The organism is Rhodothermales bacterium (assembly GCA_013002345.1).
Taxonomy (GTDB): Bacteria; Bacteroidota; Rhodothermia; order Rhodothermales; family JABDKH01; genus JABDKH01.
Window position 1 is genome coordinate 1 of sequence record JABDKH010000119.1, and the last position, 26,815, is coordinate 26,815.

General features: G+C 59.1%; 23 protein-coding genes. 14 read left to right on the plus strand and 9 right to left on the minus strand.

The window, feature by feature from the left end; translation table 11 throughout:
* On the plus strand, positions 1-1,756 hold a 1,756-nt coding region (locus tag HKN37_05915), incomplete at its 5' end, for an ACT domain-containing protein (GenBank protein NNE46177.1).
* 12 nt (positions 1,757-1,768) lie between these two features.
* Here HKN37_05915 and mreD read toward each other — a convergent pair.
* Positions 1,769-2,239 (minus strand): rod shape-determining protein MreD, encoded by a 471-nt coding sequence (mreD, locus tag HKN37_05920; protein NNE46178.1) that lies wholly within the window; start codon positions 2,237-2,239, stop codon positions 1,769-1,771.
* 225 nt (positions 2,240-2,464) lie between these two features.
* On the opposite strand from mreD, the gene HKN37_05925 reads away from it, so the two are divergent.
* Positions 2,465-2,683: a DUF3098 domain-containing protein gene (locus HKN37_05925; GenBank protein NNE46179.1), complete on the plus strand. Its 219-nt coding sequence runs from the start codon at positions 2,465-2,467 to the stop codon at positions 2,681-2,683.
* Here the strand turns inward: HKN37_05925 and HKN37_05930 are convergent.
* The 3 genes from HKN37_05930 to lipA all read right to left on the minus strand — a co-directional run bounded on the left by HKN37_05930 (position 2,674) and on the right by lipA (position 5,536).
* Positions 2,674-3,969, minus strand: a complete 1,296-nt coding sequence (locus HKN37_05930; GenBank protein ID NNE46180.1) for a DUF1343 domain-containing protein — start codon at positions 3,967-3,969, stop codon at positions 2,674-2,676. The two genes, HKN37_05925 and HKN37_05930, sit on opposite strands and share 10 nt — an antisense overlap.
* A complete protein-coding gene (gene ndk / locus HKN37_05935; GenBank protein NNE46181.1) occupies positions 3,969-4,391 on the minus strand; it encodes a nucleoside-diphosphate kinase in 423 nt (140 codons plus the stop codon). Before ndk ends, HKN37_05930 begins: the two co-directional genes overlap by 1 nt.
* 140 nt (positions 4,392-4,531) lie before the next feature.
* Positions 4,532-5,536 carry a lipoyl synthase gene (lipA, locus tag HKN37_05940; GenBank protein ID NNE46182.1) on the minus strand — a complete coding sequence of 335 codons (1,005 nt, stop codon included), beginning with the start codon at positions 5,534-5,536 and terminating at the stop codon, positions 4,532-4,534.
* A 150-nt stretch (positions 5,537-5,686) separates the two neighbouring features.
* Here lipA and HKN37_05945 point away from each other — a divergent pair, with 150 nt between their 5' ends.
* Complete coding sequence (locus HKN37_05945) at positions 5,687-7,042, plus strand: L-lysine 6-transaminase (protein NNE46183.1); 1,356 nt, start codon at positions 5,687-5,689, stop codon at positions 7,040-7,042.
* A 1-nt stretch (position 7,043) separates the two neighbouring features.
* Here HKN37_05945 and gyrA read toward each other — a convergent pair whose 3' ends face one another.
* The 3 genes from gyrA to HKN37_05960 form a co-directional block, all read right to left on the minus strand.
* A complete protein-coding gene (gene gyrA / locus HKN37_05950; protein ID NNE46184.1) occupies positions 7,044-9,635 on the minus strand; it encodes a DNA gyrase subunit A in 2,592 nt (863 codons plus the stop codon).
* Positions 9,636-9,873: 238 nt separating this feature from the next.
* Positions 9,874-10,617: a hypothetical protein gene (locus HKN37_05955; protein NNE46185.1), complete on the minus strand. Its 744-nt coding sequence runs from the start codon at positions 10,615-10,617 to the stop codon at positions 9,874-9,876.
* Between the two features lie 105 nt (positions 10,618-10,722).
* Positions 10,723-12,039 (minus strand): SpoIIE family protein phosphatase, encoded by a 1,317-nt coding sequence (locus HKN37_05960; GenBank protein ID NNE46186.1) that lies wholly within the window; start codon positions 12,037-12,039, stop codon positions 10,723-10,725.
* An 88-nt stretch (positions 12,040-12,127) separates the two neighbouring features.
* Between HKN37_05960 and HKN37_05965 the strand changes: the two genes are divergently transcribed.
* From HKN37_05965 to HKN37_05990, 6 genes are all read left to right on the plus strand, one after another.
* Complete coding sequence (locus HKN37_05965) at positions 12,128-12,577, plus strand: NUDIX pyrophosphatase (protein ID NNE46187.1); 450 nt, start codon at positions 12,128-12,130, stop codon at positions 12,575-12,577.
* A 34-nt stretch (positions 12,578-12,611) separates the two neighbouring features.
* Positions 12,612-14,411, plus strand: a complete 1,800-nt coding sequence (locus HKN37_05970; protein NNE46188.1) for an ABC transporter ATP-binding protein — start codon at positions 12,612-12,614, stop codon at positions 14,409-14,411.
* Positions 14,412-14,414: 3 nt separating this feature from the next.
* The gene (gene rnz, locus HKN37_05975; GenBank protein NNE46189.1) at positions 14,415-15,365 is read left to right on the plus strand and encodes a ribonuclease Z; all 951 of its coding nucleotides are present in this window, start codon (positions 14,415-14,417) and stop codon (positions 15,363-15,365) included.
* A complete protein-coding gene (locus HKN37_05980) occupies positions 15,362-17,173 on the plus strand; it encodes an ABC transporter ATP-binding protein (protein ID NNE46190.1) in 1,812 nt (603 codons plus the stop codon). Before rnz ends, HKN37_05980 begins: the two co-directional genes overlap by 4 nt.
* A 98-nt stretch (positions 17,174-17,271) precedes the next feature.
* Positions 17,272-17,604 carry a 4-carboxymuconolactone decarboxylase gene (locus HKN37_05985; protein NNE46191.1) on the plus strand — a complete coding sequence of 111 codons (333 nt, stop codon included), beginning with the start codon at positions 17,272-17,274 and terminating at the stop codon, positions 17,602-17,604.
* A gap of 145 nt (positions 17,605-17,749) precedes the next feature.
* Positions 17,750-18,787, plus strand: a complete 1,038-nt coding sequence (locus HKN37_05990) for a radical SAM/Cys-rich domain protein (protein ID NNE46192.1) — start codon at positions 17,750-17,752, stop codon at positions 18,785-18,787.
* Between the two features lie 52 nt (positions 18,788-18,839).
* Here HKN37_05990 and trxA read toward each other — a convergent pair whose 3' ends face one another.
* A complete protein-coding gene (gene trxA, locus HKN37_05995; GenBank protein NNE46193.1) occupies positions 18,840-19,655 on the minus strand; it encodes a thioredoxin in 816 nt (271 codons plus the stop codon).
* Between the two features lie 145 nt (positions 19,656-19,800).
* On the opposite strand from trxA, the gene HKN37_06000 reads away from it, so the two are divergent.
* The 5 genes from HKN37_06000 to HKN37_06020 all read left to right on the plus strand — a co-directional run bounded on the left by HKN37_06000 (position 19,801) and on the right by HKN37_06020 (position 25,041).
* Positions 19,801-20,946, plus strand: a complete 1,146-nt coding sequence (locus tag HKN37_06000) for a hypothetical protein (GenBank protein NNE46194.1) — start codon at positions 19,801-19,803, stop codon at positions 20,944-20,946.
* 76 nt (positions 20,947-21,022) lie between these two features.
* The gene (locus HKN37_06005; GenBank protein ID NNE46195.1) at positions 21,023-21,970 is read left to right on the plus strand and encodes a zinc ABC transporter solute-binding protein; all 948 of its coding nucleotides are present in this window, start codon (positions 21,023-21,025) and stop codon (positions 21,968-21,970) included.
* Positions 21,971-21,985: 15 nt separating this feature from the next.
* The gene (locus HKN37_06010; protein NNE46196.1) at positions 21,986-22,759 is read left to right on the plus strand and encodes a metal ABC transporter ATP-binding protein; all 774 of its coding nucleotides are present in this window, start codon (positions 21,986-21,988) and stop codon (positions 22,757-22,759) included.
* Positions 22,760-22,771: 12 nt separating this feature from the next.
* Entirely contained in the window at positions 22,772-23,932 is a 1,161-nt protein-coding gene (locus HKN37_06015) for a metal ABC transporter permease (protein NNE46197.1), read from the plus strand.
* Positions 23,929-25,041, plus strand: coding sequence for a metal ABC transporter permease (locus HKN37_06020; protein ID NNE46198.1), 1,113 nt, complete (start codon positions 23,929-23,931; stop codon positions 25,039-25,041). The genes HKN37_06015 and HKN37_06020 overlap by 4 nt, the downstream gene beginning before the upstream one ends.
* Before the next feature lie 12 nt (positions 25,042-25,053).
* On the opposite strand, the gene rny is transcribed toward HKN37_06020, so the two are convergent.
* On the minus strand, positions 25,054-26,751 hold the full coding sequence (gene rny, locus HKN37_06025; GenBank protein NNE46199.1) for a ribonuclease Y: 1,698 nt from the start codon (positions 26,749-26,751) through the stop codon (positions 25,054-25,056).
* Positions 26,752-26,815 lie beyond the last annotated feature (64 nt).

Below are 26,815 nucleotides of genomic sequence, written 5' to 3' on the forward strand. Positions count from 1 at the left end.
TTCGGCTGATCCCCGGATCGTCAAAGATGCGTTTACGATCGACGCCCTCAGCTACGCGGAGGCGGGTGAGCTCGCGTACTTCGGCGCGAAGGTGCTGCATCCGCGAACGATGCGTCCACTGCTGGCACATTCGATCCCGCTGCACATCAAGAGCTCGTTCAACCCCGGTGCAGCCGGTACCGTGATCACGCCGGAAGGCAAACCGTCGGGCGGACGCGTGAAAGCCATCACATCCGTTCACGGCGTCGCCGTCGTGATGATCGAAGGAACCGGTATGGCGGGGGTACCGGGCGTATCCGCGCGGGCCTTTTCGGCGCTCGCCGGCGACGGGATCAACGTGCTGATGATTTCTCAGGCATCAAGCGAGCAGAGCATCTGCATCGTCGTGATGGCCGCGAGAGCGGAGGCGGCTGTACACAGTCTCATCGGCGCGTTCGACGTTGAGCTCACGCGGCAAGATATCAGCCGCATCTATTCCATTCGCGACTGCGCGATCCTGTCGGCTGTCGGCGATCGAATGCGGCACAAGCCGGGTCTCGCCGGACGCATGTTCTCGGCGCTGGGCCGCTGCAACGTGAATGTGCTGGCCATCGCGCAGGGTGCGTCGGAGTCCAACATCTCAACTGTCATCGAGGAGGCGGACCTGCGTCCGGCACTCACCACCCTGCACGCCGCCTTTGCCCGGTCGCAGCGCCGTGCACATCTGTTCGTGTTCGGGGCCGGCGGAGTCGCATCGGCGCTTCTGCAATTGCTCGCGCGGCAACAGGCCTGGCTGCAGGCGGAACAGCAGATCGACCTGTCCCTCGTCGGCGTCGCGAACAGTCGGTCTATGATCTGGAACGAAGAGGGAATCGATCCGCAGCGGGCTGTTGACGGCCTCAAGAAGTCGAGCGAGTCATCCTCCGCCACATCCATTCTTGAACGTCTCCTGTCGTCAAAGCTCGATCGGTTGATCGTGGTTGATGCAACCGCATCTCCGGAGGTGTCCGGTATGTACGGCGCGCTGCTTGGCCGCGGTATCGCGGTCGTGACGGCCAACAAAAAGGCGAGCTCGGCCTCGCAAGTCGAGTTCGACGCCCTGCGTGAGGCGCAGCGCGAGGGTCGCGTGCCGTATCTGTCCGAGACTACGGTCGGTGCGGCCCTTCCCGTGCTCGTAACCATCCGGGACCTGGTTGATTCGGGAGATCAGATCATTCGTATCCGCGCTATTCTGTCCGGCACGCTGTCGTTTGTTTTCAATGAGGTGTCGGACGGCCGTGCGTTTTCGCAGGCGCTCATGGACGCGATGTCGCGCGGATTCACCGAGCCGGATCCACGCGAAGATCTGCGCGGTGCAGATGTGCGACGCAAGCTTGTCATTCTGGCGCGCGAGATGGGTCTCCGGATCGAGCCCGATGAGGTGGTGCTGGAGCCGATCCTCGACGACTCGCTGCACGACGGAGACATCGACAGTTTTCTGGCGCGGATTCCAGGAATCGATGCCGCTTGGTCGGAACGCGCCCGCCAAGCGGGCGAGGAGGGATTCCGGATTCAGTACGTGGGTGAGATCGGTCCCGACGGTGCTCGAGCGTCGATCGAACATGTGGATCGGTCATCCCCACTGGGGTCGCTGGCCGGTACTGACAATCTGTTCGAGTTTGAGACGCGCCGCCACGAAGGCAATCCGCTAATCGTACGCGGCCCGGGAGCCGGGCCCGAAACGACGGCCGGCGGCGTTTTCGCCGACATTATGGTAGCCGCACGCACTATCAACTGAACGCTGGCGTCCCTATCGAACGGCAAACAGGGCGAAAAGCGTTCCGACCAGCGCCGTGTAGATGGCGGACCCCAGCCACACGCTGAGCGTCAGCGATGTACTCGCGGCTCCCGATTGTATCGCGAGGAACACCACCTGCAACCCGTTGTGCAGGAAGGCGATAACGAATCCGCCCAGCAGGGCCTGACGGGGGAGTATCACGAGTTCGTCGTACTCGTCAGAGGGCAGCAGGCCGAGCACGAATCCCACCACCGTCTTCAGCATCATGTGCATGCCCCACGTGTCGAGTATCGCGTCCATCACGAGCCCCATGAAGAAGCCCACGACGGCCCCCGAACGACGACCGTAGCTGAGGCCGATCCAAGCCACAAACAACAGGACGGCGTCGGGCGTGGCTCCGAGAATCGTCAATCTTCCGAAAACCAGCCACTGGACCACGATGACGATGGCCCCGATTACGACGTGTCTAATGATAAGCGGCATGGTCCGGGTTGCGGGTGGGGAAGGGCACTAATCTACGCACGGCCTGGCAGATACCGAACCACAGGGTTGATGCGCGATTCGCAGGCTGTCCGTTGCCATCGGAACATCGCTTTCAGCCGAAGGGTTTGACCTGCCCACGAAGCAAGACATCCGATGGCCAAAAAATCTGAGAAGCGTAAGTCCCAGCAGCGCCGAACCGGCGGGCGACGCGCTGCCGCCGCCCAGATGGTGTTCACGCGCCGCAACTACATCCTCGTGGGCCTGGGCGTGGCGATGATCGTGATCGGCTACACCGCCATGCGACTGGAGAATGAGATGGACGGCTTCATCTCTCTCTACGTCGCGCCGCTCATTATTCTGGGAGGCTATCTCGAGATCATCTACGCCATTCTGTGGCGACCGCGTCCCGACCAGACCGAAGCGCCCACGCAGAATCAGGGGTAGAGAAGGTGCGGCGCGCGCCGCGCACGAAACGAGTCGATCTCTCCGGCCCACGCGTCGATGATTTCCTGAGGCTCCGCTCCCGCAACGAGCATTTCCGTCAGTCGCGACGTTCCGGCCAGGCGCAACATGCCCGACTCCCTGATCAGTTCGGACCGTTCACCGCCGGACATCGCGTACGCCTTCATCAATCCGTGTAAAACATGGATTCCGGTCTCGACCGGAAGGAAGGCATCTCTGTCTTCGATCTGATACCCGATTCCCTCCAGCGGCTTGTCGAGCAGCTTGGGCCGCGTCGACATCCCGGGAATTGATCGCGGCGTGAACTGGATACTCTCGAAGCGTACGCCGGGCAGATTCCGCGCATTGAGTTCGTCGGCCAGTGGTCCGGCCCACTCGGCCCCGATCCAGAGGAACGGGCTCAGCGTTCCTCGTCCCTCGCTTGCGATGGTCGCCTCGACAAAGCACGCTCCCGGATATACGAGAGCCGTTTCGAAGCTTGGAATGTTCGGGCTTGGTGCGATCCAGTCGTAACCGGTTTCCGGCCACTGCATCGAACGTTCCCAACCCTGCAACGGGATGACTTCGAGTTCGAGCGAGTCAAGCCCGGGAAGCATCCCTTCCCGGTGAATCATTACGGCGAGTTCGCCCACCGTCATTCCGTGGGCAACAGGAATCGGATACTCGCCCACGAAAGACCGATGCTCCTCATCGAGCACAAAGCCGGAGACGTACTCCCCGGACAGGGGATTGGGTCGATCGAGGACGTAGAACGGTTTTCCGTACCGGGCTGCCGACTGCATGGAGCGGCCCATGGTCGAGATATACGTGTAGAAGCGCGCGCCGATATCCTGAATGTCGAACAGAAGGACATCCACATTCGCCAGCATCTCTTCGGTTGGCGCACGGTTCTTACCGTAGAGACTGTATACCGGCACGCCGGTGGATGAGTCCACGGAGTCGCCGACGACATCTCCTGCGTCGGCGGTCCCGCGGATGCCGTGCTCCGGTCCGAAGAGGGCAACGAGCTCGACGTTGTCCGACGCTGCAAGGAGATCCGCAAGATGTGCATCTCCGACCCGGGCCGTGTGATTGGAGATCAGGCCGACGCGCAAGCCGCTCAACACGTCGAAGTCGGCAGCGGCCAGAGCATCTGCCCCTGTCGTTATGGGCGAGGGGCTCGCAGTACTAGATGGCGCGTCCAGTGTGCGAGGACTGTCGGCGCATCCTGAGAGACCCAGGGCGATGCCGATCCCGAGGATGGCTGATGCTCTTTGTAGGTGTACCATCAACTGTTCGCCACGATAACATGCTCGGGGAAAAAGTACGACGCCTCCAGTCGACCATTCTCGACGGAGTCGGAGCCGTGCACGATGTTTTCGCCCATCGACTCCGCGAAGAGCTGTCGGATCGTTCCTTCTGCCGCTTCCGCCGGGTTTGTGGCACCGATCAGCTTTCGGAAGTCTGCCACCGCATGCCCCTTTTCAAGGACGATCGGTACGCACGGGCCACTCGACATGAACGTCGTGAGTTCATCGAAGAACGGACGGCCGCGGTGCACAGCGTAGAACCCTTCGGCCTCCTTCTTGGAAAGCTGCACCATTTTCATCGCCCGCACGCGGAAGCCGGCTTTCTGGATTCGGACGACGACTTCGCCGATGAGATTCTTGCGTACGCAATCCGGTTTGAGAATTGCGAGTGTTCGTTCTATTGCCATGGGTCGTTCTGTTGTGCCGGGTGAGTCGGCCCGCACCGTGCGGACTCAGTTGGTCAAAATATATCGACGGATTTCGCGGGGTGTGCTCAGGCATACCCGCTCAAGCGTCGAAATCGGGGTGAATAGACGCGATGTTACACGTGTCGCTCAGCGTGGTACGACGAGCGGACGAGCGGTCCACTCTCGACATGTTCGATCCCCCGTCTTTCGCCCTCCTCCTTGTACCACGCAAACTTGTCCGGGTGGACAAACTCTTCCACCGGCAAGTGCATATGCGTTGGCTGGAGATACTGCCCGATGGTCATGACATCCAGGCCAATGCCGGCGAAGTCATCCATTAGTGCAAGCACCTCATCGTCGGACTCGCCCAGGCCGACCATGATCCCGCTCTTTGTGCGCAGGCTCTGAGCCTTCGACCTGCTGAGCACCTCGAGGGATCGCTGGTACTCGGCCTGGGGCCGCACTTTCCGGTAGAGGCGTGGCACGGTCTCGACGTTATGATTCAGAATGTCGGGACGTTCGTCGAGGACGATCTGGAGTGCGTCCCAGAGACCTCGGAAATCAGGAATCAACACCTCGACGGTACACCCCGAGGTCGCTTCACGGATGAGCCGGATGGTGTCGGCGAATATCGGCGCGCCGCCGTCTTTGCGTTCGTCGCGGTTTACGCTCGTGATGACCGCGTGCTTTACGCCCATCTTCTTCACGGCGTCGGCTACCCGGCGGGGTTCGTCGTAGTCGAGTCCTTCGTCGGGCCTTCCCGTGAGCACGGCGCAGAACCCGCACGATCGGGTGCACACATTTCCAAGGATCATGAACGTGGCGGTGCCTGCCGTCCAGCACTCGCCCATGTTCGGACATCGGGCGCTCTGGCAGACCGTGTGGAGCTCATGCGTGTCGATGATATCGACGAGATTCTTGTAGGCCTTTCCGTAGGGCAGCTTGACGCGCAACCAGTCCGGTCTTCGAGCCCTCCCGGGAGGGGTCGCGACGGCCTCGACAACCGGCAATTCAACGAAACCCGGATCGCCATCGCCCGTTGCATTGATTGTCTCACGCGAAACGTGTTTCAGGCTGATTTGCCCCGGGAGGCGGGGTGTTCTGGCCGTCTTGTCGTTCTCGTGGCTGGTTCCGGCCATGAGGTGTTCTTTCCTGGTTTCGTCGTTGTTGCCGAGTTCAACGCGCGTCGCACGCGAGGGTTTGGGCAACCACGATCCCGGACAAATTGATCCCGAACCCGGACGGTCGCGATAGCTGTTCCGGTTTCGGATATTACGAATAGGGTGTCTATGGAAGTCGTTTCGAAGATGTCTGTGACGCCAGACGTCGTGAAGAAGGTTTTGGGCCGTCACCTGTTGACGGACGGTTTTCACATGGTTCTCGACATGGAGAAGAGCCATGGCGTGCATCTTCTGGACGCGGATTCCGGAAGCGCTTTCATCGACTTTTTCGGGTTCTTCGCTTCGAACGCGCTGGGGATGAATCATCCCAAACTCACGGAAGATGCGGACTTCATGAAGCGTCTCACCGAAGCGGCCCTGAACAAGGTCACGAACTCGGACGTGTACACCGTACACCTGGCTCGTTTCGTCGATACGTTCAGCCGTGTCGGCATTCCGGATTATCTGCCCCATGCCTTCTTCGTTTCGGGTGGCGCCCTGGCGGTCGAAAACGCACTCAAGACGGCGTTCGACTGGAAGGTTCGGAAGAACTTCCGGAAAGGACACCGGCGTGAGCTTGGAAGCCAGGTGATGCATTTCGAACAGTCCTTCCACGGCCGATCCGGTTACACGCTTTCGCTGACGAACACGGCCGACCCGAGGAAGACGATGTACTTTCCCCGTTTCGACTGGCCGCGCGTCAGCAATCCGAAGATCGAGTTTCCTATTACGGACAAACGACTGCTAGATCTGGAGCATCGCGAGCAGCTCGCCCTCGACCAGGCGAAGATTCACTTTCGTGAGCGCAGGGACGACATCGCGTGCGTGATCATCGAACCGATTCAGGGTGAAGGCGGCGACAATCATTTTCGGCCGCAATTCCTGCAGTCGCTGAAAGATCTTGCCCACGAGAACGATACCCTGCTGGTGTTTGACGAAGTCCAGTCCGGCGTCGGTATTACGGGCGAGTTCTGGGCGCACCAGGCCCTTGGAGTCGAACCGGACATTCTCTGCTTTGGCAAGAAGACGCAGGTGTGTGGAATTTTGGCCGGTCGCAAGATTGAAGAGGTCGACAATCACGTTTTCGAGCTGCCTAGCCGCATCAACTCCACGTGGGGCGGTAATCTTGTCGACATGGTTCGATTCGACCGGATCCTTGAGATCATCGAAGAGGATAATCTCGTGCAGAACGCCGCGTCCGTCGGCGACTACTTGCTGCAGCGTCTTCGCGAACTGGAGGAATCGGAGGCGGCCATCTCGGGCGCCCGGGGCCGCGGCCTCATGTGCGCGTTCGATCTGCCGACAACAGCCCTGCGGGACGCGGTGCGGGCTCGATGCTTCAAGACGGGGCTCGTGATTCTCGGCTGCGGACAGAAATCACTCAGATTCCGTTCGCCGTTGACCATCACAGAGAAGGAGATCGACGAAGGGCTCGGACTGCTGATAGACGCGCTGCATGCCGTCGAGGCCAACGGGTCTGCCTGACCTACGACGCGACAGGAGAGCCGTTGGTTGAGGGCACAATCGTCTCCGCACCACTCTCGTCATCGTCGTCGTCGACTACAAGTCGCGTCACGTCCGCGATGGAGTCGCCGGACTTCATCTTGATGAGTCGCACTCCCTGTGTGTTTCGTCCAAGCGTACTGATGCCGGCGACGTGCATGCGGATCAGCAGACCCTTCTGCGTGACAATCATGAGGTCGTCCGTTTCCAGCACCGCCTTGATGGCGACGACAGTGCCTGTCTTCTCAGTGGTCTTCTGAGTGATGATTCCTTTGCCGCCGCGGCTCTGCAGACGGTAGTCTTCGACCTCCGTTCTCTTGCCGTAGCCATTCGAACTGATCGTCAGAACCTGCTTTTGCGGCGAGTCTCCCCTCAGCACGATCATCCCGATCGCTTCCTGTCCTTTTCGGAGCGAAATGCCGCGCACACCCTGTGTATTGCGACCGGTCGGCCGTACATCTTCCTCATCGAATTGAACCGAAAGACCGGCCGACGAGGCGAGAATAATATGTGCCCCGCCATCGGTGAGCTTTGCCTCGAGCAACTGATCGCCCTCGACGACAGAGATTGCTATGATGCCGTCGACACGCGGCCGACGGAACGCAGACAACTGCGTCTTCTTGACCTTGCCTCCGCGCGACGCCATGAATACATAGTGGCTTTCCAGGAACTGCTTGTCGCGGAAGTTCTCCTTCGAGATAGGGAGCACGGCCTGAATACGATCCTCCGGGCTGATCTGAATCAGATTTCGGATTGATCGCCCCTTGCCCGTACGGGCCCCTTCGGGTATTTCGTAGACGCGCAGCCAGTAGCACCGCCCGTGGTCAGTGAAGAAGAGGAGGTAGTCGTGATTGTAGGACACGAACAGGTGTTCGATGTAGTCCTCGTCTCGCATTCCACTGCCGCGCATGCCGATACCGCCACGGCCCTGCTTCCTGTACTCGCCTACGTCGGTCCGCTTGATCAACCCCTGCCAGCTGATGGTGACGACCATCTGATCGTCTTCGACGAGATCCTCCACGATGAGGTCATCGCCCCCGGTGTAGTCGATCTCGGTGCGGCGGGCGTCCGCATACTTCGATTTGACTTCCGCGAGCTCGTCCTTGATGATCTGCATGCGGAGCCCCTCATTTCCGAGGATGCTCTTGAAGCGTTCGATCTGCTGCAACAAATCACGATACTCATCCTCGACCTTCTGCCGTTCGAGTCCGGTCAGTCGACTCAGTCGCATATCCAGGATCGCTTTTGCCTGGATCTCACTGAGCGAGAACAGGGGCTTTCCTTCGGTCGGAAGGCCGAGTCGCTCGAGTTGCGCTTTGGTCAGGTGGGCGGGTAGTACGCCGTCCATCAGGTTTTGCCGGGCGGCGTCCGTATCCGGTGAGTTCCGGATGATCGTGATGACGGCGTCGAGGTGATCGAGCGCGATCTTCAGGCCTTCCAGGACGTGGGCGCGCTCTTCGGCTTTCCGAAGGTCGTACTCGGTGCGTCGAACAACGATCTCGTGCCGGTGGTCGACGTAGTGGGTGATTGCTTCCTTCAGCGTGAGCGTCCGGGGCCGGCCGTTCACGAGCGCCACGAAGTTTACGCCGAACGTTTGCTGACACGGCGTGAACTTGTACAGCTGGTTCTGGACGACGAGCGGCATGGCATCACGCCTGAGTTCGATCACAATTCGCATCCCGTCGCGGTCGCTCTCGTCACGAAGATCGGTGATCCCTTCGATGCGGCCTTCACGAGCCAGGTATGCGATCTTCTCGATGAGCGTGCTCTTGTTGACCTGGAACGGGATTTCCGTAATCACTAGAGCATGCTTGCCGGCACGGATCTCCTCTTCCTCGATTCGAGCGCGCATCACGACGCGTCCCTTGCCCGTGTGGTAGGCGAGCCTGACACCGACGTGACCGTAGATAATTCCAGCCGTCGGGAAGTCCGGGGCGGGAATATGATTCATCAACCCGTCGATGGTGATTTCCGGATCGTCGATGAACGCCAGGATTCCATCAATCACCTCACCGAGATTGTGAGGAGGAATCTTCGTGGCCATTCCGACGGCGATGCCGTCCGTGCCGTTGACGAGCAGATTCGGGTACGCAGACGGGAGGACGACGGGCTCTTTCAGAGAGCCGTCAAAATTTTCCTGGTAGTTGACCGTTTCCTTGTCGATATCCCGAAGCATCTCCTCGGCGAGGCGCGTCATGCGTGCCTCGGTATATCGCATTGCCGCTGCCCGGTCGCCGTCAACGGATCCGAAGTTCCCCTGGCCGTGCACGAGCGGATACCGCATGGAAAACTCCTGCGCCATCCGGACCATCGTATCGTAGACGGCAGTGTCTCCGTGGGGATGGTACTTTCCGAGAACCTCTCCGACAATTCTGGCGCTCTTCTTGAACGCACTCGCGGCGGTCAACCCCAGTTCGCTCATGCCGTACAGCACACGCCGATGAACGGGCTTGAGTCCGTCGCGAACATCCGGCAGGGCCCGACCCACGATCACCGACATCGAATAGTCGATGTAGGAGGACTTCATCTCCTCCTCGATGTTAATCGGGACTATGCGGAAATCGTCCTGCTCCATGATGTTTTATTCGGACTCTGGGAAGGTGTGGACCCGTAATCGCAACGGCTCACGGTGCTCGAAAAGTGGCAGCATCAGCGCCCCGCTGGGATCGTACGTTGCCGTGCGCCGGGGCCGCAAAAATGGGTATCGAAAGGTACGAAACGCCTGCGTGGGCATCCAGCAAATCAGGTGCCCGAAATGCTTCAAAATCAGTGAAATGACACGTCCAGGCGAGCCGCCGCAAGGACATCCCGAATCAATCGCCCGTGAGCATCTCAAAACCCTCGACACGCAGGTCGTCGGACGTCACAACGCTGTCTTTCTTGGACGAATCGAGCGAGAATTTCCACTGAAAGAGAGACGACAGCAGAGGCTTCACTTCATCCACGAGATACCCGAACCGCCCGCTCGCCTCATAGGATTCCGCCTTCTGGCGGTTCTCCCACACCGTCACCGAAAGCATGTCGGACGGATCCTGTGTACTCTCCACGAGAAAGGCGTGTCGAAAACCATCGACCTGTTTGAGTGCCGGGATGATCTTCTCGGTGTAGAGCTTGACGAAGGCATTCTCCTTGCCGGCCTGCACGTTCAGCGTGGTGGTCCTCAAGAACATATGCGAAAGTTCATCCTCTGTCGGCGCATCGTCGTCGGTCGATGCCGTCACTTCAAACGTGTCGACCTGGGGTTCGCTTTCGACAGGCGCGTATTGAAGGGTCAGATCTTCCGAGAGTTGCACTCTCCACTCCGAAGAATCGATAAGGAAGGGTCTGTTGTCGTCAAGCAGCCTGGCGTATTGCCCGCTCTCTTCATACGCTTGAGCGTGACCGGCACTTTTCCATAGCGTCAGGGCGATGCAGTCGCTGGAGTTGCTATCAGCCCGGATAAGTCCTGCGAACAGGCAACCATCGATCTTGTGCAGCGCCTTGGAGTCAACCTCTTCGAAGAACTTGACGTACGCGTCAAGGGACTCCGGCTTCACTGACAATCTTACGAACCGCATAAACATGAATTACCTCTCGGCTACCTTTGAGCGGACGACGCTCTGATTGACAGTACACGTTGGTTTGCAGATAGTCAACATCATGGGGCGGAAACGCGCCATGGGTCACCCCCGGGTCCGTTTGATGATCACGATCGTGAGGTCGTCGGCCTGTGCCTCGCCATCGGCATGGGCCTCAACCTCCGCTACAATGCTCTCAATAATCTCGGCCGCTCCCTTGTTTCGATTGGCCATGATGGTCTCTGCCAGTCGGTCATCGCCAAACTGGTCCCGCTCCCGGTTCATGGATTCCGTGATTCCGTCGGAGAAAACAAGTGCGATGTCGCCTGGCTGAAGCGTCTCACGCCACTCGCTGTAGACGATTTCTTCGGAGAAGCCCAGAACAAGATCTCCCTCGTCGAGGCCGCGAGTCGGCTCTCCTTCCCGGAACAGCAGTGGCCGGTTATGCCCCGCGTTGCCATAGCGGAGGATGTGTCTCATCGGATTGAGGAATCCGACAAACAGGGTTACAAACATACCCCTGGCCGTGTTGGCGCAGAGGTATTGGTTGGTTGTCGACAGACAGTGTGCCGTCTCGTGCGAAGAGGCTGTGCTTCCTCGAAGGGTGGCCTGCACGGTGGCCATCGTCAGGGCAGCGGGCAAACCCTTTCCGGCGACATCACCAACCCAGAAGCAGAGCTCCCCGTTTTCAAGTGAAACGAAGTCAAAAAAATCACCGCCCACCGATCGGGCAGGCAAACTCGTGCCTGCGATATCGTATCCGTCGATCGCCGGCATGCTCTGCGGAAGGAGCCGCGACTGAATCTGATTCGCAACCTGCAGTTCTTCCTGGATCAGCTGGTACGTTTGCTCCTCGTCGTGGAGCCTCGCGTTCTCCAGCACCTGCGCCGACTGACCGGCCAGGATGGCCACGAGCCGCTGATCCGGCTCCGTGAAACCACCTGACGCCTTCTTGTTGTATATGGTCAGCGTACCGATCAAATTGGACCGCGAGATCATCGGGACGCAAAGAATTGAGCGGACGGACGGATCCCACTTTGTGCCCTTGAATCGTACGTCGGTTTCCGTATCGTTGATTACGAGCGGCCGCTGGTACGTCATCATCCATCCAAGTACACTCTGGTCGGGATGGATCGCCTCCTGCTCTTTCGAGCTCTCCATGGTGCGGATCAGCGTCTTGGACGGATCATTCGTAGTCTGGTCGATGAGTGTGATGACTCCCTGCTCAGCGCCTACTGTTTTCAGCGACCGCTTAACGATGATCCGCATGATTTCGGTCGGATCGCTCGTCCCTCCAATGGCCGTTGCCAGATCGTTGAGAATTGACAGCTCTTCGACCGCTCGCCGGAGGCGCTGGTTTTCGAGCTGCAGCTGACCCAGCCGCGGGTTGGTTGATTTTGATGATGTAGTCAGTTCCGGCATTCTGTACCGCGAAACGGCGTGCGTCGAACGTGCCTAAACGTAGTAAATTGTACGAATACTATCCCTATCAACCGTATCCCTGCCGGCAATGGCCGACGTCGTCGCCAATCTCGTAGACGTGTACCCGTACCGCGGCTCTGCAGCAAACCGTGAGTATCTTCTGCTGCGCAGACGCCCCGGGGTCGTTTATTCAGGTGACTGGCGCATGGTGGGAGGCAAGATTCTGGACTCGGAGAGGGCCTGGCAGGCAGCCGGCCGCGAATTGGAGGAGGAGACCGGTTGCAAGCCGCTCGTGATGTGGGCCATCCCGTCTGCGAATATCTTCTTTGAGTGGGAGTTGGATACGGTTCATGTTATTCCGGCGTTCGCCGCCGAGATTGACCGCGATCCCGTCCTGAATCATGAACACGATGCGTTTGGATGGTACGACTACGAAGCGGCATGCCAGTTACTATGTTGGCCGGAACAGCGTCGGCTGCTGGGTATCGTACACGAGGAACTTGACCGGGATATTCCCGTGAGTTGGCGAGTCGGGTGAATTGAGTATTGGACTGCAAATTGATTACTGATTGATGCGACCGCTGGCCCGACTGAATCGATTCTACTGGAAGTACAAGCACCTGTTTGTACCGGGTCTGCTGTGCGCGGTGGTATCGGCAGGCTTCTCGATTACCGTGCCGATGGTGGTGCGACAGGCGGTCGACAGCATCCCGCGGTTTGTCGCTACCTACCGCGTCTTCAGCGGCTCTGCCGCACAGTCTCATCTCTTCACGTCATTCTTCGTGACGCTTCTCCTGTTCGGTCTGATGGTGCTCGGACTGAGCATCATGAGCGGCGTGTTCTCGTTTCTGATGAGGCAGACCGTGGTCGTGGCCTCGCGACACATCGAATACGATTTGCGCAATGAGTTGTACGAGCACATTCAGAAGTTGTCGCGCTCGTTCTACCTGAAGCATCCGACGGGCGATATCATGACGCGCGCCACGTCGGACATCGAGCAGGTGCGACGCTACATAGGCCCGGCCATTATGTACCTGACCCGGGCCCTGGTCATCGTAGTCACAGCAATGACCGTCATGTTCGTCATTTCGCCGCGACTGACTCTCTTTGCACTGATTCCGATGCCATTCCTTGCGGTATCCGTGTTCCTCGTAGCCCACATGGTGCATTCGCGGAGCGACGCGCTGCAGAAGCAATACTCCCGGTTGACCAGTCGTGTCCAGGAGGCACTTTCCGGTATCCGCGTCTTGAAGGCGTACACGCGCGAATCGTCAGAGGCCGCTGTCTTTGACGAGGAAAGCCGACACTACCGCCGGCGCATGCTGGATCTGGCGCTCGTGGAGGCGGCGTGGCGGCCCGTATTCCTGCTGCTGGTTGGAATGTCAACGATTATTGTTGTCTGGGTAGGCGGTCGCCTTGTGGCAGAAGGAGTCATCACCATCGGTAACATCGCCGAGTACATCATTTACGTGGCGCTCATGACGTGGCCCGTCGCCTCCATGGGATTCGTCATCACGATGATTCAACGTGCCTCGGCATCGATCACGCGTATCGCCGAGATTCTTGATACGGTGCCGGATATCGCAGACGGCGAGCACACAAATCCGCATATCGAGTCGCTCGAGGGCGCCATATCGTTCGATCACGTCTGCTTCAGCTACGTCGAAGGCGAGCCAGTCATTGACGACATTACGATTGACGTACCGGCCGGATCGACCCTTGCGATCGTGGGCCGGACTGGTTCGGGCAAGAGTACGCTTGTCGAGATGATTCCTCGACTTCTTGAACCCACTTCGGGCCGGTTGCTCGTCGACGGCATGGAGGTCCGGTCGATACCGCTGGCAACGCTCCGCGGCTCGATCGGCTACGTTCCGCAGGATGTATTCCTGTTCAGCGATACGGTAGCGGCCAACGTCGCCTTCGGCGACATGGGTGCCGCCATGTCAGCGATCGAGGAGGTCGCTGGAGAAGCGGAGTTGCTGGACAATATTCAGGATCTATCGGATGGCTTCGAGACGTATGTCGGGGAGCGTGGCATCACCCTTTCCGGAGGACAGAAGCAACGAACTTCAATCGCCCGTGCACTTATTCGTCGACCGCGGATTCTCATCCTCGATGACGCGCTGTCGGCCGTGGACACGGATACGGAGCGGCGGATTCTCCGGCACCTGCGTCGGCACTACGGTCGCCGAACCATTGTTATAGTGAGTCACCGGGTTTCGGCCGTGCAGGATGCTGATCAGATTGCGGTGCTCGACAAAGGACGTGTTGCGGAGCTGGGCACGCATCGGCAGTTGCTTGAGGTCGACGGACTCTATGCAAATCTGTATCGCAAGCAGCTTCTCGAAGACGAAATCGAATCGATCGTCTGACACATGAGTTCTACAGAAATCGTTCCGCTAGGCACAGGCTCTGCCGTCCCGACTCAGGGTCGCAGCTTTTCCTCCGTGGCGGTGGTGCGTCCCGAGGAGACGCTGCTGTTTGACTGTGGCGAAGGGACGCAGGCTCGACTGATCGACAGTCGAATACGATTCTCCCGAATCAAGTCGATTTTCCTGACTCATCTACATGGCGATCACATTTTTGGACTTCCCGGTTTGCTTTCTACGATGTCGCTTCTGCAGCGGGGACAAGCAATGCGTGTGGTGGGTCCAATCGGCATTCAAAGAATTGTCGAGACGATGCCGGGCCTCGGGCCCGGTCAGACTTCGTTTGACATCGATTTCATTCAGCTGGATGACAATGATCGGCGAATCGTCGTTCACGAAACCGATTCGTACCGGGTATTCGCACGCTCAGTCGATCATGGCGTCCCCGCATACGGCTATCGATACGAGGAATCGACAAAGCAGGGTAATCTCGATGTTGAGCGGGCTCGTTCGATGGGGGTCACGCGGTTTGAGGATTTCCGGCGACTGAAAACGGGGGATTCCGTTGTGGGTGACGGAGGCAATGTTGTGAGGTCGGAGGAGGTGGTGGGAGCATCATCACCCGGAGGAGTTTTCGCCTATGTCGGTGATACACGGCCCTGCGAAGGATCACTTGATCTGGCGAAGGGAGCTGACATTCTCTACCACGAAGCCACATTCGCGGCCGATCTGACGCAGCGTGCCGCCGAGACCGGTCACTCGACAGCTGTGGACGCGGCGCGAATCGCCCGCCGGGCCAGAGTCGGGCGGCTGTTGTTGAGTCACTTCAGTTCCCGCTATTCCGATATCGGTATGTTGATCGAGGAAGCGCGCAGTGACTTCCTTGACACGGAGGCGGCGGTTGAGTTGCAGCGGTACGCTTTGCAGCGGAGCGAGACGGAGGAGGCTGATCAGTGAGCGATAAGAAGACACAAAGTGCCGTGCGGGTGCCCGGTGTTGACGGGCGTCTGCTCCGCCGCATTGTCACCTATCTCTTGCCTTACAAAGGCTGGGTCATCATCGCCTTCGTGACCGTGATGACGGCAGCTTTCCTTGGACCGCTGCGGCCCAAGCTGGTGCAGGTTGCCATCGACTCGTATATCGTGACGGGACAGCTCGACGGGCTGCGCCGCATCATCTTCTGGCTCTTTCTCATCCTGGTCGGTGAAGGGCTCCTGTCGTTCGTCAACGCCTATCTGACCCAGTGGATCGGACAACAAGCGATCTTCGATCTTCGGACAAAACTGTTTCGTCACATCCAGAGACAGTCGCTCTCGTTTTTTGACCGAAATCCTGTCGGGCGCCTGATCACTCGCGTCACGAGCGACATCGAATCATTGAGCGATGTGCTGTCGGCCGGCGTCGTCACCATCATGGGTGATCTCTTCCGGTTGATATTCATCGCTTACTTCATGTTCTCGTTGAACTGGGTGCTTGCGCTGGTCACGCTGGCCGTATTGCCGTTGATGATTCGCGTCACCTTCTGGTTTCGACGGGTCGTTCGCGAGCAGTATCGGGAAACCCGCAAGCAGGTGGCGCGGCTGAATTCGTTCGTGCAGGAGCACGTGACCGGTATGCGCATCGTTCAGCTTTTCAATCGCGAGCAGGAAGAGCTGAGTCGTTTCAAAGCCATCAATGACGACCACCGCGGCGCGCAGATCAGGACGATCTTCTACTTCGCACTTTTCTGGCCGGCCATCGATATTGTGGGTTCGACGGCACTTGGTCTGGTCATCTGGGTTGGTGGCGTTCGCGCCATGGGCGACGCACTGACACTCGGTGTACTTATCGCGTTCATCCAGTACGCGCGACAGTTCTTCGAGCCGATTCGGAATCTGTCCGATCAGTTCAACACGTTGCAGAGTGCCATGGCCGGCGCCGAGCGGATCTTCGACTTGCTCGACACCGACGAGGCTCTGCCCGAGTCCGATACCCCGAACGTACTCGACGACTTCAAGGGCACGATCGAATTCGAGGACGTGTGGTTCACCTACGATCGCGATTATGAGAGCGACGAAGAGGCCAACTGGATTCTGAAGGGTGTGTCGTTTGTCGTCGAGCCCGGCACGAGCACCGCCATCGTGGGCGCGACCGGGGCAGGCAAGACCACCATCATCAGTGTTCTCCTGAGGTTCTACGAAATCCAGAAGGGCGCAATCCGTATCGACGGCGTCGATATCAGGACTCTTTCGCTTACGGACCTTCGCCGGCGTATCGGTCTGGTACTTCAGGACGTATTCCTTTTTTCCGGATCCGTCATCGACAACATCACGCTCGACGATCCTGCCATCAGCAAGCACCGAGTGGAAGAGGCCGTATCGTTGATAGGAGCGGACGCGTTCGTGGGCCGTCTGCCGCAAGGCCTAAATCATGAAGTGAAGGAACGCGGCATGTCGCTTTCGCACGGCCAGCGCCAGATGCTGTCGTTCGCACGCGCACTGGTATACAATCCTGCAATCCTGGTGCTGGATGAGGCTACGTCGAGTGTCGATACCGAAACCGAGGAGGCGATTCAGATTGCACTGAGCACCCTGATGAGTGGCCGCACGTCTATCGCGATCGCTCATCGGCTTTCGACCATCCAGCATGCCAACCAGATTCTGGTCATGCATCGCGGCGAGATTCGTGAGCGGGGCACCCACCAGCAACTGATTACACTCGACGGACTTTACCGCAAGCTGTACGAGCTGCAGTATCAGGATCAGGAGCAGGCCAGTGCGGCCTGACCCCCGTTCGTAACATTGCGCGCGTGTGATAGTCTAAAGGACTCGCAACGGCTCAGTTCGCCTAATCAGCCAGTTTCGTACGCAACGGAAAACGACTTATGGATACATACTACAAGCCGGAGCATCTGCCGAAGTTTTCCAGCATTGCGGAAGGCGGGCAAGAGCTTGCTGACGCCTTCTTCAATTATTACGGGAAGGTGTTCGAGGACGGAGCGCTGTCGGCGCGCGAGAAGGCGCTTATTGCCCTGGCAGTTGCACATACCATCCAGTGCCCGTATTGCATCGACGCGTACACGTCGGATTGCCTGGAGAAAGGTTCGGATCTCGAACAGATGACCGAAGCCGTACATGTTGCTACGGCGATTCGTGGTGGCGCGTCACTGGTGCATGGAATACAGATGCTCGAGCAGACAAAGAAGATTGTGATGTAAGCGGGAATCGTTTATGAAGGACAGCAACATGTCCAGTTCGACAGCGCAGGCCACTCTCATTCCGCTGGATATCATCAGCAGGGGAGACGGCGCTATCGTTGACGTTGAAGGGCCAAGGACCACCACGAGTCTTCACGCGCGCCGCATGCCGCTGGCGAGTCCCGCTGCCCAATTCGAAATCCTCGATGGCGTAGAGCTGGCCGCGGGCCCGACCGCATCCGGCAATTTTATTGCGGACGTTCGCGCATCGGGGTGGAATCAGCTGCGACCATCCGACCTCGAGATCTTTCAGATTAATCTCGGCAAGCTGTGCAACATGACGTGCCGGCATTGCCACGTCGATTCGGGTCCCGACCGCCTGGACGAGAATATGGATCGCGCAACCGTCGACGCTTGTTTGCGAGCGATAGACCTGAGCGATCCGGCTACCGTTGACCTGACCGGAGGTGCTCCCGAGCTGAATCCGCATTTCGAGTATCTGGTCGATGAAGTGGTCGCGCGTGGCAAGAAGGTGATCGACCGGTGCAATCTGACGATCCTGACCGTGCGCCGATACCAGCATTTTCCTGTGTGGTTCGCCGAAAGAGGTGTAGAGGTCGTTTGCTCGCTGCCGCACTACCGGAAGTCCGGAACCGACGCCCAGCGCGGCGATGGCGCCTACGAGAAGTCAATTCAAGCACTGCGGATGCTCAACGAGGCCGGGTATGGCTACGGAGATCCGCGACTTCAGCTGACTCTCGTGACGAATCCCGTCGGCGCGTTCCTCGCCGGTAGTCAGGCGTCTCTTGAGGCGGATTGGAAGAAGGCACTGGATCTCAACCACGGCGTGCATTTCGACCGACTCCTCGCCTTGAACAATATGCCGATGTCCAGATACCTGGAGTGGCTACTCGCAAAAGGGCAGCTCGAGGAGTACATGCAGCGACTGGTTCACGCCTTCAATCCGGAGACCATTTGCGGGCTGATGTGCCGCAACACGCTGTCGGTGTCGTGGGACGGCTACCTGTACGACTGCGATTTTAATCAGCAGCTCGAAATGGACATGAGACTCAACGGCACGGGTAGAACGCATGTCCGGGATTTCGACCTGTCAGTGTGGAAGACCCACGACATTCTGACGCATCGCCACTGCTACGGCTGCACGGCGGGGGCCGGAAGCGGCTGCGGCGGCGCGATCACGTGACATCGCGCGAGAGTCGGCGAAGCATCCGTGCCGACGAGAGCGAAGAGCGGCTCTAGTACAGCGCCATATTGAATCGTCGGCGATGTGCGCGCACCATCTCGTTGTCCTCTCCAAGTATACTGAAGATGGCGAGACAAGCTTTGCGTGCGCCGTCGTCGTCGTAGTACCGGTCCTTCATGATCACGGATATGAAGCCGTCCAGTGCGCTGCTTAGATTGCGCTCGCGCAGGTCTTTAATGGCGCGTGCATAGTCTTCGCGCCCCGGGCCTTCTTCCAGAGCGCCGGCGGTGCCATTCAGAGAAAGAAGCCGGACCAGCACCCGAATCCCGTCTGCAGTCTGTACCAGTGCCGGGTCGACAAGCTCTATCCCGTTCAATAGTTTCTCGGCCCGGTCGGGATGTTCAAAGACCTCGAGCTGTGCGAGGGTAACGGCAGCCGACGCATCGCTGGCATCTTCCTTCAATGCCGTCTCCAGGAGGCGCCGGGCGTCCCCTACACGGCCTTCTGCCATCGCGCTGCGCGCGTCATCAGCGAGCAATCGACTCTCGCTGGGCACGGCTTTCTCGAGCCACTGCTCGACCGCATGTTGAGGCAGGGCTCCGGTGAATTCGTCCACGACCTCGCCATCCACAAACATCTTCACGGCCGGGATGCCGCGAATCCCGTACTGCATCGATAATTCCTGATTCTGATCCGTGTTGATCTTGGCGAGCTTCCAGCGCCCGTCGCTCTTCTTCGCAAGCGTCTCGAGGACAGGGCCCAGTACCTGACAGGGTCCGCACCATGGAGCCCAGAAGTCGACGACAACCGGCGTCTTGTGACTCGCATCGAGAACATCTTCTTGAAAATTCTGCACGTCGTAAGCCATGACCTGAATAGTTTTATTTCCGTTCGGCCAGTCTGTGAGCCGCCAGCCAGAAAGCCTGTTTTTTGCGCTAAACAGCGATTACTGTGGCTATCGGCGGGTCAGCGTCCAGTGTCGCGTAATCAATCTTCAGTGAACTATGTGTACCATGTCTCGTGTTTTCGGATTCGCTTTCACGGCATCTTTAAGTATTGCCCTCCTGGGATGCGGAGGATCCGGTCCGTCGGCCGCCGACTATGATCCGGCCGCCGATTCGTTACGGTTTCCGGGTGAAGTGCACCTCCGCAATATTCAACAATTGACGTTTGGCGGAAACAATGCCGAGGCCTACTGGAGCTTCGATAATTCACAGCTGATCTTTCAGAGTGACCACTCGGCCCTCCACGCACAGGGTTGCGATCAGATTTTCGTAATGAACGTCGACGGGTCGGAAGTGGCACCGGGCGAGAGGTATCAGCTGGCATCGACCGGCCTCGGTCGCACCACATGTTCGTATTTCCTGCCTGACGGTCGCGTCATCTACGGATCGACCCACGCCGCGGCACCGCAATGCCCGGAAACACCAATGGTGGTACAGGGTCGATACGTGTGGCCGATCTATGACTCGTACGACATCTACGTTGCCCGGGCGGATGGCTCGCAGCCGGAGGTGCTCGTCGGCGGAGACGGCTACGACGCCGAGGCAACGGTGTCGCCGGACGGCAAGTACGTAATATTCACGTCGACACGAACGGGCGATCTCGAACTGTGGCGATATGAACTGGCGACAGGCGATCTCCTGCAGCTCACCGACGGCCTTGGCTATGACGGAGGCGCATTCTTCTCGCCCGACTCGAAGAAAATTGTATGGCGTGCAAGTCGACCGGAGGGAGAAGCCGCTGCGGTGTATCAGAATTTGTTGGCGGACGGTCTCGTTGAACCGGCCAACCTGAATCTCTTCGTCGCGAACGCCGACGGGTCCGATGCGCAGCAGATCACAGACTTCACAGGTGCAAACTGGGCTCCGTTTTTCCATCCGGACGGGACGAAGATCATCTTCACCTCGAATCATCATTCGACGAATGAAGGCGGAAGGCTGTTTGATCTGTTTATGATTGGCCTGGACGGATCGGGACTGGAGCAGATCACGTACTCCGGCACGTTCGACGCCTTCCCGATGTTCTCGTTTGACGGAGCCAGACTGGTCTTTGCGTCCAATCGTCGGACCGATCGCGCACCGTCTCGTGATACAAACATCTTCGTGGCCGATTGGATCGAACTGCCTGAGGACGTAGATATCAGCTTCGGTTCGTGACCCCCTATCTGGAGAGCTGCGAAACCCGCTGCCAGAAGAAAAGTTAGACGTGTCTAAATTTTAGACTCTTCTGACTATGAATCGTCTCTCAGACTGCGTAAAAGCGGTATTCGTGGTGCTGGTCCTGGCCCTTTCGGGGTGTCGGGGTGGCTCGAACACCGATAGATCCAACGACGGCAGGCTTTCGGTCGTTGCGACCACAAACCTCGTCGGTGATCTCGTCCGTACGATTGCAGCGGACCGCGTCGACGTCACCTCGCTGATGGGCCCCGGCGTAGATCCGCACCTCTATAAGGCCAGCGAGGGAGATGTCCGGAGAATGGCTGCCGCGGACGCAATCTTTTATGGTGGATTGCATCTTGAGGGCAAGATGACGGAGGTCTTCGAGCGCATGCACAGCCGGGGCATCGCCACCTTTGCAGTCACCGCAGGGAATCCCGACTCACTGTATATCGATTCGCCGAACTTCGGGGGCAACTACGATCCGCACATCTGGTTTGACATCGCGCTCTGGCGAGGTGCAGCCCGCTTTGTCTACGAGTCACTCGTGGACCTCGACTCGAGCTCCGCGGCCATCTTTGACTCAAGCCTGACGGCCTACGGGCAGCAACTGGATTCCCTTGAGGCCTATGTTCGGGCGCGCACGCTCGAGGTGCCGGTCGATCAGCGAGTCGTCATCACGTCGCACGATGCGTTCGGATATCTGGGTCGGGCCTATGGATACGACGTCCGCGGTTTGCAGGGTATCAGCACGGCGACCGAAGCAGGAGCGGCCGACGTCCAGGCGCTGGCAGCATTCGTCGCGGATCGCAGAATACCGGCTATGTTCATGGAATCGTCCGTGCCTCCTCGTGGCATCGAGGCGGTCCGTGAGGCGGTCCGCTCTCGGGGGTTTGACGTCGCCATCGGCGGGCACCTGTTTTCCGACGCACTGGGTGCTGCGGGGACTACCGAAGGAACGTATGTCGGAATGTTTCGACACAACATAGATACGATAGTCAACGCGCTGTCTGCGTCGCACTGACTCGAGCCGTTTAACATGGAATTGTCGACCGATACACCCGCCGTTGAAGTGCGCGACCTGACCGTCGCGTACCGCGAGAAGCCCGTCCTCTGGGACATTGACCTCGATGTGCCGAAGGGTGTCCTGATGGCAATCATCGGGCCCAACGGTGCCGGCAAGACGACACTCATCAAGTCAATTCTGGGATTGGTGAAGTCGGCTGCAGGGGAGGTGCTCGTGTACGGCAAACCGTATGAGAAGCAGCGCAGCCGTGTGGCGTACGTCCCGCAGCGCGGAAGTGTCGATTGGGACTTCCCGACGAACGTTGTTGACGTCGTCACAATGGGGCTCTATGGTTCTATCGGCTGGATACGGCGCCCGCGTTCGCGTGACCGTCGTCTGGCGACCGAGGCCCTCAAGAAAGTGGGCATGGAGCAGTACGCCTTCCGGCAGATCAGTCAGCTCTCCGGCGGTCAGCAACAGCGAGTCTTTCTTGCACGCGCCCTGGTGCAGGATGCCGATCTGTTCCTGATGGACGAACCCTTTCAGGGAGTCGACGCAACCACAGAGAAGGCGATTGTCGCTCTTCTTCACGACCTGCGAGCCCGCGACAAGACGGTCATCGTTGTGCATCACGATCTGCAGACAGTGGCTGAGTACTTTGACAGCGTGTTGCTCCTCAACGTCCGGCGAATTGCGTCGGGCACGGTGGACGACGTGTATACGGAAGACAACCTGCGCCTGACGTATGGTGGTCGTGTTGGCTTTGTTCGGGAGGGTGTTCGGCGCCAGTCCCAGTCGGCAAGCTAGCCGGTTCACGCCATGGAATTCCTCGCCGAACTGTTTACCGACTATACGCTGCGCACCGTTGCTCTCGGTTCGGCCGTCCTGGGTATTACCAGCGGCACACTGGGGACGTTCGCCGTACTGAGGCAGCAAAGTCTTCTCGGGGATGCCATCTCTCACGCGGCGCTGCCGGGGATCGCGATCGCGTTCATCCTGACGGGCTCGAAAGTCCCCCTGGCATTGATTGCCGGTGCTGCGGTTGCCGGCTGGGTCGCCACGATGATCGTCTCATTCATCGCCGGCTCCACCCGCATCAAGTATGACAGCGCCCTGGGTCTGGTGCTGGCCGTGTTCTTCGGACTAGGCCTTGTGCTGCTGACTTTCATTCAGCAAAGCCCGAATGCCAACCAGGCAGGGCTGAACTCCTTTCTCTTCGGCCAGGCCGCTTCGCTCATCGTGGAGGACGTCCTCATCATGGGTGCGGTCGGGCTCGTTAGCGTCGCCTGTGTAGCGATGTTCTGGAAGGAGTTCAAATTGCTCTCGTTCGATCCGGAATTCGGTCGGACGGTCGGATTGCCCACAGGTGTGGTCGATGCGGGGCTGACGACCCTGCTTGTGCTGTCCATTGTGATCGGACTGCAGACGGTGGGCGTCGTACTCATGAGTGCGATGATCATCGCGCCGGCGGCGGCGGCCCGACAGTGGACGGACCGGCTGGGATCAATGGTGCTCCTCTCCGCGCTTTTCGGTGCGGTCTCGGGTGTCGGCGGAGCCATGATCAGCAGTCACGTGCCCAATCTGCCCACGGGCCCCACGATCGTTCTCTTCATCGGTGTCATCGTCATGATCTCGTTCTTTCTTGCGCCGAATCGCGGTATCGCGTGGCGGCTGTGGCGGGAATGGCGGAACGGCCGGCGGCTGCGGCTCGAGGCGGTGCTCCTCGATCTCTGGGCGCTGTCGGTTCAGCACGACCGGAGCGACCATCCCCACGAAGAGGCCGTCCTCAACATAATGAGCGACCCGACGGCTCGTACCCGACAGAATCTCAGGATTCTTGAAGAGCGCGGATTTGCCCGTCAGATCAATCCGACGCTGTGGTCACTCACACGTGCGGGCGTGGCGCGCGCCCAGGCGATCCTGGATCGTGACAACCAGACGAACAACGCAGCGAATGACAACGGTGGTCCCCGTCAATGACGCCTGAGCAGATCGAAATACAGCTTATTGCAGTGGTTGTTGCTGCTGCGTGCGCCATCCCGGGCGTCTTCCTGGTCTTGCGGCGCATGGCCATGATGAGCGATGCGATCAGTCACGCCATTCTGCCGGGCATCGTGCTGGCCTTTTTCATCACTCACGATCTGAATTCACCGCTCCTCGTAATCGCGGCTGGCGCGACCGGCATCCTGACGGTCTTCCTCGTAGAATCGATCCTGAAGACCCGGCTGCTGAAAGAGGACGCGGCGATCGGTTTGGTCTTTCCGATTCTCTTCAGTCTTGGCGTCGTGCTGATCGCTCGCTACGCGGGAGACATTCACCTGGATACGGACGCCGTGTTGCTGGGCGAGCTGGCTTTCGCCCCATTTGATCGCCTGGTGCTCTTCGGCGTCGATATTGGTCCGAAGTCATTGACGACCATGACTGGTATTCTGATTGCGAATGCACTCTTCGTCATCGTCTTCTACAAGGAGCTCAAACTGTCGACGTTTGATGCGGGGCTGGCGGCGGCGCTCGGGTTTTTTCCGGCCGCTCTGCACTATATCCTGATGGCACTAGTATCGGTAACCGCCGTTGGCGCCTTCGATGCGGTGGGCTCTGTTCTCGTTGTGGCGCTGATGATTGGACCGCCCGCGGCAGCGTACCTCTTGACCGACAGACTGGCACGGATGATCGGACTAAGCCTCATCATCGGGGCCGTCTCGGCCATCGGGGGCTACTGGATGTCGTTCGCGCTCGACGCATCGATTGCGGGTTGCATCGCGGTGGCTGTCGGGATCGTATTTGGCGCGGTCCTGATCCTCGCGCCCGAGCGTGGCATTATCGCAAGCTACCGTCGTCGCTGGCGGCTGAAGTGGACCTTCGCGGAGAAGATGCTCTCGATCCACCTTCAGCAGCACGAAGGGTTGCCCGAGGAAGCTCGCGAAAACCGGCCGGCCCACCTCCAGGAACATCTCCGTTGGAAGCCCGACTTCGCCGAGCGCGTCGTGCGTTTCTCCGAGCGCGACGGCCTTGTGGTGCGCCGCGGTGACCTGCTCTTGCTGACGGAAGCCGGGCGCGCCCTGGCTTCCGAGGCGATCGTTCAAAACTAGCGCCGCGTCTCGCTACTTGGCGTAGGACACGGAGCGCGTCTCGCGGATCACTGTCACCTTGATCTGTCCCGGGTACTGCATCTCCTGCTGAATGCGCTTCGCGATGTCAAGCGCCAACAACTCGGCCTTGGAATCGGAGACAAGGTCGTGATTGACGATGACGCGCACCTCTCGTCCTGCCTGTATGGCAAACACCCGTTCAACGCCATCGAAGGACGCCGCCAGTTCTTCCAGCTTCTCGAGCCGCCGGATGTACGACTCGAGAGCCTCCCGCCGCGCTCCCGGACGTGCTCCCGAGATCGCATCCGCTGCCTGTACCAGTGGTGAGATGGTGGCCGTCATCTCGATCTCGTCGTGATGTGCGCCAACCGCGTTGCAGACCGCTTCTGATTCCTTGAATCGCCGGCAGATCTCCATCCCCACGAGCGCGTGCGGATTCTCCGTGTCTTCCTCGTCCACCTTTCCGATATCGTGCAGGAGTCCGGCGCGGCGCGTTGCAACAGCATCCAGTCCCAGTTCGCTCGCGAGCAACGAGGCGATGCGGGCCGTTTCGATCGAGTGACTGAGCAGATTCTGACCATAACTCGTCCGGTAGCGCATTCTCCCGATCATCTTGATGAGCTCGGGGTGGAGGCCGTGCAGATTGAGATCAATCACCGTACGCTCTCCGATCTCGACCAGTTCGTCCTCGATCTCTGCCGTCGTCTTCTCAACGACTTCCTCAATTCGAGCGGGGTGAATCCGTCCGTCCTGAATAAGTCGGTTGAGAGAGAGTCGGGCGATTTCCCTCCTGACGGGATTGAAGCCGGAGAGAATGACGGCTTCCGGCGTGTCGTCGACGATCACTTCGACTCCTGTGGCCGCTTCGAAGGCTCTGATGTTGCGACCTTCCCTGCCAATGATCCGACCCTTCATCTCGTCGGACTGGATGTTCACGACGGAAACCGTGTTCTCTATGGCATGGGTCGCGGCCATCCGCTGGATGGCATTGATGATGACCTTGCGCGCCTCCCGATTGGCAGTCAGCTTGGCCTCGTCACGGATCTCCTTGATGATGGACGCCGCCTCGAGTTTGGCCTCCTCAATGAGATGTTGAATGAGTGCCTCGTGTGCCTCGGCGCGCGTCAGTCCCGACACCTGCTCGAGTTTTCTGACATGCTCGTCGACCTGCCGGCTCAGCCGATCTCGCTTTCGCTGCAAGTCTTCCCTGACTCTGCCGGCTTCTTCTTCCTGGTCCGCAAGCCGCGTTTCACGTCCCGACACTTCCTCGAGAAGGAGTGCGGCCTCGTGCCGGATCTCGTCAACGTCCTTCTGGGCCTGGTCCGCCGCAATCCGGAGCGACTCGACAACATCCATGCCCGAGAGCAAAGCGGTCTCCCGGTCTTCGATCTGTCGCGTTGAACGGTCCAGTCTGGATTGCCTGGACTCCAGCTTCTCGCGCTTTTCGCGTAGTGCTCGCCTGCTCCTGTCGGTTTCGTCGTCGAGCTTTATCCGCCTGTCGTTCAGCTCCTGCTCGAGCCGGTCAATTCGCTCGCGCTTGATAGTTTGCGCTTCCTTTTCGGCCTCAGCGATGAGGCGACGTGATTCCTCACGTGCGTTGGCAAGATGCCTCCGACCAAAATGCCGGAGCAAGAATCTATCGGTGACAATTCCAAGAGCGGCGGCAGCTACGGCGACGGCCACGAGGACGCCTACCGTAGTTATATCCATGAGTGATTATCGTAGTTGTGTGAGCGGGCGCGTGCGTGCGGCCGCACCCCCACGCTAAGATATT